17 protein-coding genes and 2 pseudogenes are annotated in these 12,698 nt (G+C 72.4%); 9 read left to right on the top strand and 10 right to left on the bottom strand.

Annotated elements, in window-relative coordinates:
* Positions 1–245 precede the first annotated feature (245 nt).
* Entirely contained in the window at positions 246–1,841 is a 1,596-nt protein-coding gene (locus GB864_RS04535) for a Na+/H+ antiporter (protein ID WP_202106981.1), read from the top strand.
* 180 nt (positions 1,842–2,021) lie between these two features.
* Here GB864_RS04535 and GB864_RS04530 read toward each other — a convergent pair whose 3' ends face one another.
* Entirely contained in the window at positions 2,022–2,489 is a 468-nt protein-coding gene (locus GB864_RS04530) for a GNAT family N-acetyltransferase (RefSeq protein WP_160423163.1), read from the bottom strand.
* A gap of 189 nt (positions 2,490–2,678) precedes the next feature.
* Here GB864_RS04530 and GB864_RS04525 point away from each other — a divergent pair, with 189 nt between their 5' ends.
* Positions 2,679–3,131, top strand: coding sequence for a GNAT family N-acetyltransferase (locus GB864_RS04525; protein WP_160423162.1), 453 nt, complete (start codon positions 2,679–2,681; stop codon positions 3,129–3,131).
* Between the two features lie 278 nt (positions 3,132–3,409).
* On the opposite strand, the gene GB864_RS04520 is transcribed toward GB864_RS04525, so the two are convergent.
* A complete protein-coding gene (locus GB864_RS04520; RefSeq protein ID WP_160423161.1) occupies positions 3,410–3,865 on the bottom strand; it encodes a MarR family winged helix-turn-helix transcriptional regulator in 456 nt (151 codons plus the stop codon).
* 58 nt (positions 3,866–3,923) lie between these two features.
* On the opposite strand from GB864_RS04520, the gene GB864_RS04515 reads away from it, so the two are divergent.
* The 3 genes from GB864_RS04515 (at position 3,924) to GB864_RS04505 (ending at position 6,586) form a co-directional block, all read left to right on the top strand.
* Positions 3,924–5,105, top strand: coding sequence for an FAD-dependent monooxygenase (locus GB864_RS04515; RefSeq protein ID WP_160423160.1), 1,182 nt, complete (start codon positions 3,924–3,926; stop codon positions 5,103–5,105).
* A gap of 109 nt (positions 5,106–5,214) precedes the next feature.
* On the top strand, positions 5,215–5,616 hold the full coding sequence (locus GB864_RS04510) for a hypothetical protein (RefSeq protein ID WP_160423159.1): 402 nt from the start codon (positions 5,215–5,217) through the stop codon (positions 5,614–5,616).
* Positions 5,617–5,695: 79 nt separating this feature from the next.
* Positions 5,696–6,586: an SAM-dependent methyltransferase gene (locus tag GB864_RS04505; RefSeq protein WP_160423158.1), complete on the top strand. Its 891-nt coding sequence runs from the start codon at positions 5,696–5,698 to the stop codon at positions 6,584–6,586.
* On the opposite strand, the pseudogene GB864_RS04500 reads toward GB864_RS04505, so the two are convergent.
* Positions 6,549–6,992: pseudogene (locus GB864_RS04500) on the bottom strand (DUF2867 domain-containing protein); the annotation flags it as partial. The gene GB864_RS04505 and the pseudogene GB864_RS04500 sit on opposite strands and share 38 nt — an antisense overlap.
* On the opposite strand from GB864_RS04500, the pseudogene GB864_RS18375 reads away from it, so the two are divergent.
* Both GB864_RS18375 and arfB read left to right on the top strand, forming a co-directional pair.
* Positions 6,989–7,123: pseudogene (locus GB864_RS18375) on the top strand (AraC family transcriptional regulator); the annotation flags it as partial. The pseudogenes GB864_RS04500 and GB864_RS18375 overlap by 4 nt on opposite strands.
* Before the next feature lie 44 nt (positions 7,124–7,167).
* Positions 7,168–7,605, top strand: coding sequence for an alternative ribosome rescue aminoacyl-tRNA hydrolase ArfB (gene arfB, locus GB864_RS04495; RefSeq protein ID WP_160423156.1), 438 nt, complete (start codon positions 7,168–7,170; stop codon positions 7,603–7,605).
* 20 nt (positions 7,606–7,625) lie between these two features.
* On the opposite strand, the gene GB864_RS04490 is transcribed toward arfB, so the two are convergent.
* Entirely contained in the window at positions 7,626–8,195 is a 570-nt protein-coding gene (locus GB864_RS04490; RefSeq protein WP_160423155.1) for a GNAT family N-acetyltransferase, read from the bottom strand.
* Positions 8,196–8,300: 105 nt separating this feature from the next.
* On the opposite strand from GB864_RS04490, the gene GB864_RS04485 reads away from it, so the two are divergent.
* A complete protein-coding gene (locus GB864_RS04485) occupies positions 8,301–8,807 on the top strand; it encodes a YybH family protein (RefSeq protein WP_236778878.1) in 507 nt (168 codons plus the stop codon).
* Positions 8,808–8,814: 7 nt separating this feature from the next.
* Here the strand turns inward: GB864_RS04485 and GB864_RS04480 are convergent, their stop codons facing one another.
* The 4 genes from GB864_RS04480 to GB864_RS04465 all read right to left on the bottom strand — a co-directional run bounded on the left by GB864_RS04480 (position 8,815) and on the right by GB864_RS04465 (position 10,918).
* Entirely contained in the window at positions 8,815–9,558 is a 744-nt protein-coding gene (locus GB864_RS04480; protein WP_336603874.1) for a formylglycine-generating enzyme family protein, read from the bottom strand.
* Positions 9,559–9,650: 92 nt separating this feature from the next.
* Complete coding sequence (locus GB864_RS04475) at positions 9,651–9,995, bottom strand: metalloregulator ArsR/SmtB family transcription factor (protein WP_160423153.1); 345 nt, start codon at positions 9,993–9,995, stop codon at positions 9,651–9,653.
* Entirely contained in the window at positions 9,992–10,462 is a 471-nt protein-coding gene (locus GB864_RS04470; protein WP_236778877.1) for an SRPBCC family protein, read from the bottom strand. Before GB864_RS04470 ends, GB864_RS04475 begins: the two co-directional genes overlap by 4 nt.
* A 123-nt stretch (positions 10,463–10,585) precedes the next feature.
* Complete coding sequence (locus GB864_RS04465; protein ID WP_160423151.1) at positions 10,586–10,918, bottom strand: hypothetical protein; 333 nt, start codon at positions 10,916–10,918, stop codon at positions 10,586–10,588.
* An 84-nt stretch (positions 10,919–11,002) separates the two neighbouring features.
* On the opposite strand from GB864_RS04465, the gene GB864_RS04460 reads away from it, so the two are divergent.
* Entirely contained in the window at positions 11,003–11,767 is a 765-nt protein-coding gene (locus GB864_RS04460) for an SDR family NAD(P)-dependent oxidoreductase (protein WP_160423150.1), read from the top strand.
* 76 nt (positions 11,768–11,843) lie between these two features.
* Here GB864_RS04460 and dhaM read toward each other — a convergent pair whose 3' ends face one another.
* Together dhaM and GB864_RS04450 are read right to left on the bottom strand one after the other, a co-directional pair.
* The gene (gene dhaM, locus GB864_RS04455) at positions 11,844–12,554 is read right to left on the bottom strand and encodes a dihydroxyacetone kinase phosphoryl donor subunit DhaM (RefSeq protein ID WP_160423149.1); all 711 of its coding nucleotides are present in this window, start codon (positions 12,552–12,554) and stop codon (positions 11,844–11,846) included.
* 11 nt (positions 12,555–12,565) lie between these two features.
* A partial coding sequence (locus GB864_RS04450) for a DAK2 domain-containing protein (protein WP_160423148.1) occupies positions 12,566–12,698 on the bottom strand: 133 nt, incomplete at its 5' end.

Here is a 12,698-nt window from a genome sequence, read left to right as displayed (position 1 = left end):
GCTCCTTCCAAGGGGGAGCGACCGGTCGCCCCCACGACACGGCGTTCCGGCGTCGCCGGTTCGCATCTCTGATTCTGGCCCTGATCGGGGTCGATGCGCGAGACCCGAGTGCTCGTGTCGCGAAGCCGGCCTCGGATCGTCGCCCGCCCCGCGATCGGCCCGGGCGCTGCAGCGCGTTCTGGCATTCTGGCCTGACGGGGCGGCGGGGCGCGGGGAGTGTCCGTGCCGTCCGGATCGGGGGAGACGTGCTCGGACTCGAAATGGTCGTCGTCGTCGGGATCGCGGTGCTCGCGGCGGCGGCGGGCGAACGCCGAACGCGCATCGCGTCGCCGGTGCTGCTCGTCGCGGTCGGCATCCTGCTCGCCTTCGCCCCGATGCTGGACGGCTTCCACCTCGATCCCGACGTCGTGCTGCTCTGGTTCCTGCCCGTGCTGCTCTACTGGGAGTCCCTCACGATCTCGCTGCGCGGCATCCGCCGCGATCTCTGGACCATCGTGCTCGCGAGCACGGTGCTCGTCGTGCTGAGCGCCGCGGTCGTTGCCGTCATCGCCCACGCGTTCGGTCTACCGTGGGGTCCGGCGTGGGTGCTCGGCGCCGCGGTCGCTCCGACCGACGCGACGGCGACTGCCGCCCTGGCCAAGGCGCTCCCGCAGCGCAACCTCACGCTGCTGCGCGCCGAGAGCCTCGTCAACGACGGCACGGCACTCGTGCTCTACGGCATCGCGATCGCCGCGACCGTGAGCGAGCACGCGCTCGGTCCGCTTGAGATCTCGGGGATGTTCGTGCTCGCGTATGCCGGCGGCGCGATCGTCGGCTTCGCGATCGGATGGGTGGGGCTGCGGGTGCGCAACCGCTTCGTCGATCCGTCGCTGAATACGGTCGCCCATGTGCTCGTGCCGTTCACGGCGTACCTGGTCGCCGAACTCATCAGCGCATCCGGCGTCATCGCCGTCGTGGTCGCCGGCATCTTCATGGGTCGGGCCGGCCCACGGCGCAACACCCCGGAGGCCCGGCAGCAGACCACGAGCGTCTTCGTGTTCGCGAGCCTCGTGATCAACGGGTCGCTGTTCGTGCTCGTCGGGCTCGAGATGAACGCCGACACCCGCGCAGTGCCCGCCGCCTCGCTCGGAACCGCGTGCTTGCTCGCCGTCGCCGTCTGGCTCGCGTTGGTACTCGTGCGGATGGCGTTCCAGTTCCTCAGCGGACTGCTCATCGGCGCCTTCGATCACGGCCCGCATCGCGAGGACCACCGGCTCGGTCCGCGTGCTCGCGTCGTCAGCGGACTGGCCGGGTTCCGGGGCGCGGTCTCCCTCGCGGCCGCCCTCGGCATCCCGATGGTGCTCGACGACGGCTCGGCCTTCCCCGATCGGGCCGTCATCGTGTTCGCGGCAGCGGGCGTCATCCTGCTCACGCTCGCCGTGCAGGCACCCCTGCTGCCGTGGCTCGTGCGCTGGGCTCGGTTCCCCGCCGACAACCTCGCGCTCGAGGAGCGCCGTCTTGCGCAGTCGACCGCGATCGCGGAGACCCTCGCCGCCCTCCCGGAACTCGTCGCCGGACTCGGGGTCGGCGACGCCGCTCGCGAGCGCGTGCAGCGAGAACTCGAGCGGCAACGGCGCGTGCTCGACGCGCAGGGCGTCGAGCGGCCCGCTGACGACGACGTCGAACTCGTCCGAGGTCATGAGGACTACCGCAGGCTCAAGCTCGCCGTGCTGGAGCAGCAGCGAGCCGTCGTGCTCCGACTCCGGGACCAGCAGACGATCGACGACACCGTGCTGCGGCGCATTCAGGCACAACTCGATGCCGAGGAGGTCCGCTTCACCGGACGCACCATCCTCGACTGACGTTGTCGGTGCGCACGTCGAGCCGGGGCCGCGGGCCCCGACGGCGGCGGCATCCGTCGATCCAGTCTTGAATCGCCTAGAAACCCCTGATCAGCGCGATATCTGGGCGCTGTGCCCTTTGATGGTTGCAGACCCGGAATGGGGCCGCAGAACGGCGCAGAGCGGCGCCCGGGGGAGTCGTCAGTCGAGGGCCTTGTGGAGGTTGATCGCCGTCGGTTCGAAGCCGAGCGAGCCGTACAGGGCGCGGGCGACGGCGTTGTCGCCGAAGACGTTGAGCGCGATGCCATGGCCCCCGGATGCGCGGATGCGCTCCTCGGCGAGCAGCATCGCCGCGCGGCCGAGGCCGCGACCGCGGTCGGCGGCGAAAATCTCGACGTCGTACACCCAGGTCACGCCCCGGACACCGTGCGGATGCGGACCCAGCCACAGCACGCCGACCGGATGCCCGTCGGCGACGACGTGGAAGACCTCGTGGCCGGGGCCCGGGCGGCCGTCCGGGAAGTGCTGCGCGGTCGACTCCGCAGCCGTACGGGCGGCGGTCTCCGCATCCTCGCCGGCCCGCTGGCGGGAAGCCGCGTACTCGCGCTGCTGCTCCGCGAGCCACGGGCCGAGTTCGTCGGGCGGCATGGGGGAGAGGGAGGCATCCATTCGAGCAGTATCGCAGTGCCGGTCGGATCCGGCGTCCGTCCCTGCCGGTGCCTGTCGACTGCGACCAAGCTCCCACCGTATGCAACAGAGACGCTACAGATGTTGCGGAGTGCGCCGAGGGGCGACCGAGCCGGGGGAGCGGGATTATGTCAGTTTCCATCCCGCGGTGAAGGGGGGCATCCTGAACGCATGACCGAGTGGATGCTCCGTGCCGCAGAACCTTCCGACCTCGCCGACGTCGTGGCGCTCAAGGCGGCGACGATGCGGGCCGATCTGGAGCGCCTCGGACGCTGGGACGACGAACGATCAGCTGCCCGGGTCGCCGGCGCGTTCGCGCCGGATCGGACGCGCGTCATTCAGATCGACGGCCGGACCGCCGGCAGCATCTCGCTGCGCCGCGACGGCGAGAGCGTCTGGCTCGAGCTGTTCTACGTCGATCCGGCGTTGCAGGGCCGCGGTATCGGCGCCGGCGTGCTGCGGAGCATCCTGACCGAGTTCGACGACCGCGAGCTGCGACTCGACGTGCTGCAGGGCAGTCGCGCGCGCGGTCTCTACGAGCGGCACGGATTCGTCTTCGAGTCCGAGGACGAGATCGACGTCATCCTGGTGCGCAGGCCGTCCCCGGCTGTTCTCGGTGAATGACCGATAATGCACATTATGTCAGTTCACTGAGCGGAGCACCTCGAGACCGCTCCCCGTCGGAACGTTGCCGAGCTTCCCCGCTGCGGTGCAACTCGGGCTGATCGGGCGTTACATCTGCGCGCATTCGCAGCCTCCGGACCGCTGCAACTCGCCTCGGCGCGCTGTGGACAACCATGTGGACGCAGCGGTGGACGCGAGTGGACAGCGCTGGACGTTCGGCACGCCCCGATCGGAGCCCTTCCGGCCCACCGCTCCCCCGGACGGCTCGGCCGGACGACCTAGCCCTCGACGCGCGCGCGGTGCAGGTCGGTGACCGCCGTCATGCGTTCGAACAGCGCCCCCATTGCGACGATCTGCTCGGTGTCGATGCCCTCGAGCAGGACCGCACCCTCCTCGACGAGCGGCCCGTAGGCCGCCCAGACCTGCGCCCGCCCCTCGGGCGTGAGCTCGACGAGCACCCGGCGCCGGTCCTCCGGTGACGTCCTCCGGCGCACGAGGCCCCGCTCGCTCAGGCGGTCCACGAGCGCGGTCGTCGCCGCCGGCCGTAGGCCCGTGGCGGCCGCGAGCTCCCCCGCGGTGCACGAGCCCTCGCTCAGTCGATCGAGACTGCGCATGTCGGCGGCGTTCACGCCGAGCGCCCGTCCGACCGCGTCGTCGAACCGCTGCACGCTCCGCTGGTAGCGCTGCAAGGCCGCGCCGGCCGCGCTGATCGCGGCTTGACGGGATTCCGTCATCGGCTTATCCTTTCGATATTCGAAAGATACGAGATTCGTAAGAACTGGAGACGATTCTATGCGCGCGATCGTGGTGGGCGGCGGTATTGCCGGACCGGCCCTCGGCATGGCCCTCGTCGCGGTCGGCGCCGAGCCGATCGTGCTCGAGGCGGCTTCCACCGACCGGGCGGCTGGATCGTGGTTCACGATCGCGCCGAACGGACTCGCCGCCCTCGACGAACTGGACGCCCTCGATCCGGTGCGCCGCTACGGCGTGCCGACGCGGGCCAACGTCATGGTCGGCGCGACCGGCTCCGTGCTCGGACGGCTCCCCCTCGGCCGCCCGCTCGACGACGGCACCCCGGCGCTCTCGTTCCGGCGCCCCGACCTCTCCGCCGCGCTCATGGCCGAGGCTGCGCATCGCGGCGTCGACGTGCGCCACGGCGCGCGCGCCGTCGCGGCGGAGACGGCGGACTCCGGGGCCGCCGTGGTGCTCGCCGACGGTACCCGCGTCGAGGGCGACATCGTGATCGGCGCCGACGGCATCCGCTCGATCGTGCGGACCGCGATCGACCCGCAGGCGGCCGCCGCGCGGTACGTCGGCCTGGCGAACTTCGGCGGCGTCACGCGCGGTGGGGCAGCGTCGGCGGGCCTCGACCTCGAGGCGTGGACGTTCGTATTCGGGCGGCGCGCGTTCTTCGGCGGACTGCCGACGCCCGACGGGGACGTGGTCTGGTTCGTCAACGAGCCGCGCGAGCCGGTCTCCCGTGAGGAACGCGCCGGCACGTCGTCCACGGAATGGCGCGATCACCTCGTCGACCTGGCGCGCCCCGACGCCGGACCGTTCGCCGACCTGATCGCCGCCGGCGAGCTCGACCTCGCCGGCGACAGCACCTACGACCTTCCGACGGTGCGCACCTGGCATCGCGGTCGGCTCGCCCTCATCGGCGACGCGCTGCACGCGCCGTCGCCGAGTTCCGGGCAGGGCGCGTCGATGGCGCTCGAGGACGCCGTCGTCCTCGCGGCGCGCCTCCGCGACGAGGCGACGCTGGCTGCCGCCTTCGCCTCGTTCGAGACCGCGCGACGGGCGCGCGTCGAGCGGATCGTGGCGGATGGCGCGCGGTCGAGCAGCTCGAAGACCGCGGGACCGATCGCCCGGATCTTCCAGGACGCGATGCTGCGTTGGGTGTTCCGCCACCTCGTGACCGAACGGTCGACGGCCGCGACCTACGACCACCGGGTATCGCTCGGCCGGGCCTGAGCCCGAGCCGCTCGACCGCGGCATCCCGGTCGCGCCTTCCGGCGGGAATGCGTTCCCGCTACCGTGAACCGTCCTTCGGTCTGCAACACCGAACTCAGAGGAGCCCGCCATGGACGGCGCCGCGCACCCGACACTGCTCGAATCGATCGCGGCGTGGGCGCTCACCGTCGCGTGCGTCTACTCGATCGCCTACGAGTTCTGGCGCTCGACCGCGAAGGCGGGCACCTCGCGCCACGACACGATGCGCGGCTTCGTCGCGCAACTGTGGCAGTACGCGCTCGGCGCGGTCGTGATCGTGCTGCTCTTCCTGGGTGTGCCGTTCGCGGCGTGGATCGGCCTCGGTTTCTCCGCGATCGTCATCGTCGTCTCGATCTTCTTCTACAACCCGACGATCATGCTCGAACGGCAACCGACGATCGCCGACTGGATCGAGGACCTCGTGTTCACCGGGCTCCAGTTCGTCGTCGTGACGCTCTTGGTGTTCGAAGTCTCGGGGCTCCTGTTGTCCTGAGGCTGCCGCCTCTGAGGGGCGTTGCGCTGCAAGCGGAACCGTCCGTTCGTCGATCCCGACGCGGTCTAGGTTGACCTCCATGTCGAATTCCGTCACCGGCGTGGGCGTGACCGCGGTGGCCGTCGCGGCCGCCCGAGCGCTCGAATCCGACCGCCCCGACTCCCTCGTCGCCGATCCATGGGCGGCACGGCTCGTCCGCGCCTCCGGAGTGGCGGTCCCGTTCCCGGAACGTTGGCCGGACCGGCTCGAGGACGTCCCCGAGATCGAGCGGTCGCTGCTCATCGGTGCCGGCTACATCGGATTGCGTACGCGATTCATCGACGACGAGCTCCGCTCCGGCGGTCTGACCCAGGCGGTCATCCTCGGCAGCGGCCTCGACACGCGCGCCTGGCGCCTCGATTGGCCGGCGGGCGCCCGGGTCTTCGAACTGGATGACGCGGAGGTCGTCGGTTTCCTCGAGGCGGCCATGGCCGCCGCCGGCGCCGTCCCGGCGTGCGAGCGAAGCGCAGTTCCGGGTGACGTGACACTGGCGTGGGCCGCGAAGCTCGTCACCGCGGGCTTCCGGCTCGGCGAGCCGACCCACTGGGTGCTCGAGGGCCTGCTCCCCTATCTCACCGCCCACGACCAGCGAGCGCTGCTCGACGATGTCATCGCGCTGTCCGGCCCCGGATCGCGGGCGGTGATCGAGCGCGCGCCGGCCCTCGTCGACACCCCGGAGACCCGGGAGCGTCTCGAGACGTATGCGCTGGCGACGGGCATCCCGCTCGACGAACTGCTCCAGCGCACCGATCCGCCCGACCCAGTCGAAGTGCTCGGCGATGCGGGCTGGCGGGCCGAAGAGGTCCAGGTCTCGGGTCTGGAGCGCCGCTACGGGCGAGCGCTCCGGATCGACGCAGCCGACGAGCCTGCGGACGGCGGCCGCGGCGGGTTCGTCACCGCGATCGCGCCGCCTCGACGGCCTCGGCCGTGATCCGGTTCGCCATGCCGGCGAAGATCACGCCGTGGAACGGGAGGATCGCCCACCGGTAGGCGCGCCCGGCCAGCCCGCGGGGGAAGAACACCGCGCGCTGCGCGTACCGCGAGCCGTCGGCCCAGTCCGGGTCGCTCGGCAGCGGGTCGCTCGGGGCGCCCGGCACTCCCCCGTCGCGCCAGCCCGTCTCGATCCGGCCCTCGCGCTCGCGGGTGAGGGCGAGTCGAACGGCCCGCCGGTAGGACGTCAGGCCCGCGATCGGCGGCGGGATGACCGCGTCCACCTCGTGATCGTGCACGACGCAGTCGAACTGCAGCGACTCGATGATCGGTACCGCGAGCCGACGCGGGATCGGCGTGACGAGATTCACCCACTGACCGGCGAGCCACGGCGTGAGCACGGGCAGCTGCGGCGGCCGACTGGTTCCCCTCGAACCCGTGGCGGCTGCGACCCGGCCCCTCGATGGTGGCCGTTCTCGAAGGCGCCGACGATTTCGGCACGGCGTCGACGGAGCTCTGGCTGCCGGTCGAGCGGGCGCAGTCGCCTCGCGCCGAGGCGGTGCGGACGAGGAAGATGGACCCATGCCCGCCGTCCACCGCCCAGGCCTCCGCGTCGACTCCAGGATCACGATCCCCGAGTCCGAGCTGTCGTGGCGCTTCTCCCGCTCGTCGGGGCCGGGCGGCCAGGGCGTGAACACGGCCGACTCGCGCGTCGAGCTGAGTTGGGACGTCGCGGGATCGGGCATCCTCCTGCCCGTCGATCGCGACCGCCTGCTCGGCCGTCTCGGCGATCGTCTCGTCGACGGCGTGCTGACGATCGCCGCTTCGGAGCATCGGGAGCAGCTGCGCAATCGCGAGGCGGCGCGCGACCGGCTCGCGGCCGTCGTGGCGGCGGCTCTGCGCCCCCCGGCGCCGCCGCGGAGGGCGACGAAGCCGACGAAGGGCTCGGCCGAGCGACGGCTGCGGGCGAAGACCCAGCGCTCCGACGTGAAGCAGTTGCGGCGTCGACCGATCGATTGATCGCCGCGGAGCGGCCGCGCTCACTGGATGGGCGCCCCGCCGTCCCTCCGCCCGTGCGCGAGGTCCCGCAGTGTCACGAGGCTCCGGCCGTGCGTGGAGACGCGGTCGACCTCACCCGTCTCGACGAAACCCAGCTTGGCGAGCACGCGCCGGGAGGCGGTGTTCCAGTCCCAGACGCTCGCCCGGAGGGTCGCGAGCGACGCGTCCTGCGCCCGGTCGAGCACAGCTCGGGCGGCCTCCGTGGCGTACCCCCGGCCGTGCACGGCGCGCAGCAGCTCGAACGCGATCTCCGGAGCTTCGTGCGCCCGCTCGGCGTCGGCGACGATCCCGCAGTATCCGAGGACCGCGCCGTCCTTCTTCCGAACCACGGTGCGCAGCCCCGACCGGCCGCTCCACGCGGGGTCCGCGAGCTCCGCGGCGATGTCGTCCTCGGTCGGCCGCCCGTCGGCGTCGATGCGGCGGTGCGGCGGGACGCGCGGGTCGCGCTCGGTCCAGAGTCGGCGGTAGACGGCCGCATCCTCGCTGCTCGGAGTGCGCAGGACGAGCCGCTCCGTCTCCAGCTCCTCGGGCAACGGCGGAATCGCGGTCATGGGTCCACCCTGCCCGACCCCGTGCGGATGCGTGCCGCCGATGCGAACCTGAGCGAATCCTGAACGGGGCCCGACCGCCCGCTCCTCCGCCGCTCGCGTGACCGCATGCGAGACCTCGACTGGGGCGGCAACCCGAACGTGCGCGACCTGGGCGGCCTGCCGACCGACCTCTCCCCGACGGGCGTTGCCGGATGCGCTGCGGCGGAGCATCCTGAACCCATGAGCGACGACGACGAGTTCCTCGGCTGGCTGGACACCGAGTACACGGAGGCGGAACGCGAGCTGCTCAGCGGCGACGCCCGCGCCCGTGCGGCCATCTGGTCGCGCACCGATCCCGTGAGCGTCCTCGGCGCGTGGCGCAATGGCCTCGGCCGCGCCGGCGTCGTCGAGGCCTTCGAGGAGATCGCGCGGAGTTTCACGGACTGCCGGGAGTTCGCGTTCGACCTGATCGCCCACGACGTCATCGGCGACATGGCGTACACGGTCGGGTACGAGCGCTTCACGACCTCGATCGACGGCTCGCCGCGCACCCTGACGCTCCGGGTGACGCAGGTGTACCGCCGGGAGGACGGCGCCTGGCGGGTCGCACATCGGCACGCAGACTCGACCTGAGCGCGCGTCAGCGCAGCGGCGTCCATCCCGGCGGCAGCGGCCCGTCGACGTCGGCGCGCTCGAGGTCGACGGCCGCCGACCAGCCCTGCGCAGCATCCTCGGCGTCGAACCCGCCGCGCGCGATGCGGAAGCCGACGTCCTCGTGGTGCATCCGCGGAGCACCGCCCCGGCGGGCCGACGCCCGGACGTTCCAGGCGTCGTCGGCGTATCCGCCGCCCCGGAACACGCGGTAGTCGCCGTAGCGGGCCGGGTCGAGCAGGTCCCAGCACCACTCCCACACGTTGCCGAGCGTGTCGAAGAGGCCGTTGAGGTTCGGATGCCTCCCGCCGACGTCCTGCGGATGGGTCACGCCGTCGGCGGCCGTCCAGGCGACCTCGTCGAGCGGGCCGTAGTGCGGGCCGGTCGAGCCGGCGCGGCAGGCGAACTCCCACTCGGCCTCGGTCGGCAGCCGGAACCCGTCCGCGTCGACGTGCCAGGTGACGACCTCGCCGTCGTACGCATACGCGGGCTCGAGCCCCTCCCATTCGGAGGCGGCGTTGCAGAAACGGATCGCGCGCAGCCAACTGACATCGGTCGCGGGCCGGCGCGGGTGGTGCGCGGTCTCGCCCAGCAGCTCGCCGACCTGCTCCTCGGTCACCGGGTACACCCCCAGCTCGAACGGCTCGAGTTCGACGGTGCGGCGAGCCTTCCGTCGCGCATCGTGCAGCACGACCGTGCCCCCTGGGATGACCGCGAGCTCGAGTTCCGTCACCGGGACAGCCTCCCACGGCGCCGTCGCGCGACGGGATGCCGGCGGCGGTCTCCTCGACTCGACTCCGGAGTCGGGCCGCCGGGTCCGCCGCTTCAGGCGGACGAGGACGCCTCGCCGTCGGCCGGCGACTCGGCGAGCCGCTTGATGAGCGCGAGCCGCCGCTCCCATTCCGCGCCGATCCGGTCGAGCTCCCGCGCAGTGCGTCCCAGCTCGCTCCCGAGGGCGCGGTAGCGCAGTTCGCGTCCGACGCGCACGGGTTCGACGAGGCCGGCCTCCTCGAGCACGGCGAGGTGCTTGGCGATGGCCTGCCGCGTCACGGGGAGGCGCCCGGCGAGGGCGGAGGCCGAGGCCTCGCCCTCGCCGAGCGCGATGAGGATGCGCCACCGGGTGTCGTCGCCGAGCGCGGCGAACACGGCGACGAGTCCGGGTTCGCTCACGCCGCGCCTTCGACGAGTGCGACGAGTTCGTCGAGTTCGCTCGTCCAGCCCTGGCGGTGGTCCTCGACGACCGCATCAGGACGTTCGTGGGACTCGAAGCCGGTCTCGACGACGGTGAGCCGGGTGCCGCCGGGCCGTTCCTCGAGGGTGAAGCGGAAGAGCGTGGAGTGCGCGTCGACGACCTGGAGGGGGTCGAGTGCGCCTGCGACGGCATTGCTCCAGCGATAGGCGATGGCGCGGGGCGGGTCGAACTCCTCGATGCGGAACGGGAAGTCCCCGGCGTCGTCCCAGCCGAACGCGCCGCCGGCGCCGACCTCGAGCGAGTCGAGCCGGCACCGATCGCCGAACCACTGCGCGATGAGGTCGGGTTGCGTGACGGCGGCCCAGACGCGATCGATCCCTGCGGCGATGTCGATCGAGCGCCGCACGACGAAGCCGTCGGCGACGGCGGGCGGGTTGTCGGTCATGGTCATGATGCTGCTCCCTTCGAGCATTGACTGCAACCTCACGGTTGCACTCGAAGACAGCAATTGCAACCGCGTGGTTGCAGTTCGTCCCGCGGGGCCAGCACCGCGCCGAGGTCCCCGGGCTCAGCCGGTCGTCGCGAGCTCCTGCTCGTAGCGTTCTCGGCGACGCCCGCTGAGCGGCATCCCGAACTCGTTGAGCGGCGAATGCGTCGAGGCCAACGGCAGGCGCTCCGACGTCGGGCACTCGAGCACCGTGTCGTATTCGGAACGCTCGATCGCGTGCTCCGTCATCGGATGCCCGCAGACGGGGCAGGGTGCGGCGCCGATGGGACCGACGTCGCGGTCCGCGTCGTGCAGCACGGGAGCCTCGAACACGGGCAGGAGAACCCGGTCCACACGCTCCCAGAAGTGCGTGAATCCATTGCCGGCGGGTCGGCCCGCCATCGTGCGTGCCATGGCGGCAACCTAACCCCGGCCCCCGGAGGCGGCCCGGCGAACGGGACGCGCGGCACGGCACGCGCCGCTGCCTAGGCTGTCGGGATGACCGACTCCCCCGCATCCCGGCCCGTCACGATCGTCACGGGAGGCAGTCGCGGCATCGGCGCGGCGATCGCCGAACGCCTCGCCTCCGACGGCCACGACCTGGTCCTCACCTACCGCGTCGCCGCCGACGAAGCGGCGATCGTCGCCGAGTCCTGCCGCGCCCGCGGCGCCCGGGTGCTCCTCGTGCGGGCCGACCTCGCGGATGCGGACGCCGCGCGATCCGTCGTCCCGGCCGCGCTCGCCGAGTTCGGCCGCATCACCGGCCTCGTGAACAACGCCGGCGTGACCATGCGCATCGGCGGCTACCTCGACCTCGACCTCGACGAGGTCGAGCGGATGCTCCGCATCAACGTCCTCGCCCCGATCGCCGTCACGCGCGACGCGCTCGAGGCCATGTCGACCGAGCGCGGTGGCGAGGGCGGGGTCGTCGTCAACATCTCCTCGGGCGCCGCGACCACCGGCTCGCCGGACACCTACGTGCCGTACGCCATGAGCAAGGCCGCGATCAACGCCATGACGATCGGCCTGTCCAAGGAGTTCGGGCCGCAGGGCGTGCGGATCAACACCGTGTCGCCGGGGACCGCGTACACCGACATCCACGCGGCGGGCGGCCGTCCGAACGCCCCGGCGGAACGCGCCCCCGGTATCCCGCTGCGCCGCGCGGCGCACCCGCACGAGATCGCCGACGCCGTCGCGTACTTCTTCGGAGCGGGCGCCGCGTTCACCACCGGCGCCGACCTCCGCGTCGCCGGAGGCAGTTGAGCCGCGACCGCGCACGCTGCGCCCGCACGACGTCGGGCGGCCGGATGCGGCGCATCCGACCGCCCGGCGCGTCGTCTCAGACCTCGCCGAATCCCGTCTCGATGAGATCCGCGAGCGCGTCCACGGCGTCGCGCCCTTCGGCGTCGACGCTCGCGACCTCGACCACGGCGCCCTTGACGAGCCCCATCGACATGATGCCGAGGAGGCTCTTCGCGTTCGTGCCGTTCACCGTCACGGCAGCCGGGAAGGTGCCCGCGAGCTTGACCAGCTCCGCCGCGGGACGCGCGTGCAGCCCCGTCTCGTTGATGAGCGTCACCGTGCGGCGGTAGCCGCCCTCGGCGGGTGCCGCCGGTGCCGCAACAGCCGATTCCGGCGGGGCGGCGCCCGAGTCCGGTCCGAGGGAGGCCGCGGCGTCCTCGGCGGCGCGCAGCACGACGTCGAGCGGATCGCCGGACTCCGCCGCCACTGCGGCGGCCACCCCGCCCTCGACGAACGGCGCCGACGCGATCCGCGTGCGAGCCCGCTCCTCGTCGCCCAGGAACTCGAGCGCCGTCTCCGAGGTGAGGATCGCCGAACCCAGGTCGCAGACCACGACGACGCCGGCACCCGAGTCCGCGCGGGCGATGGCGGCCCCGACCTTCTCGAAGCTCGTGCCGATCCGGCCGTCGTCGGTACCGCCGGCCGATTCGAGCGCGGTCGCCACCGCCATCTGGCCGGCGAGCTCCACGAGCCCGTCGGCGAGCTTCTCGGAGTGCGACACGAACACCAGCCCGACCTTGCCGGGCACACCGCCCACGATCAGGCCCCGGCCGCCGAGGCCGCGGCGTCGGCCGCCGCGCGCAGCAGCAGCGCGCTCGACTGCGCCCCCGGGTCGCGGTGGCCCACGGCGCGCTCGCCGAGGTAGCTCGCCCGGCCCTTGCGCGCCACGAGC

Source organism: Agromyces seonyuensis (assembly GCF_009789225.1).
In the GTDB taxonomy this organism is placed as follows: domain Bacteria; phylum Actinomycetota; class Actinomycetes; order Actinomycetales; family Microbacteriaceae; genus Agromyces; species Agromyces seonyuensis.
Note: the sequence above shows the minus strand (reverse complement) of the source record. Positions and strands in the feature narration are given on the sequence as shown.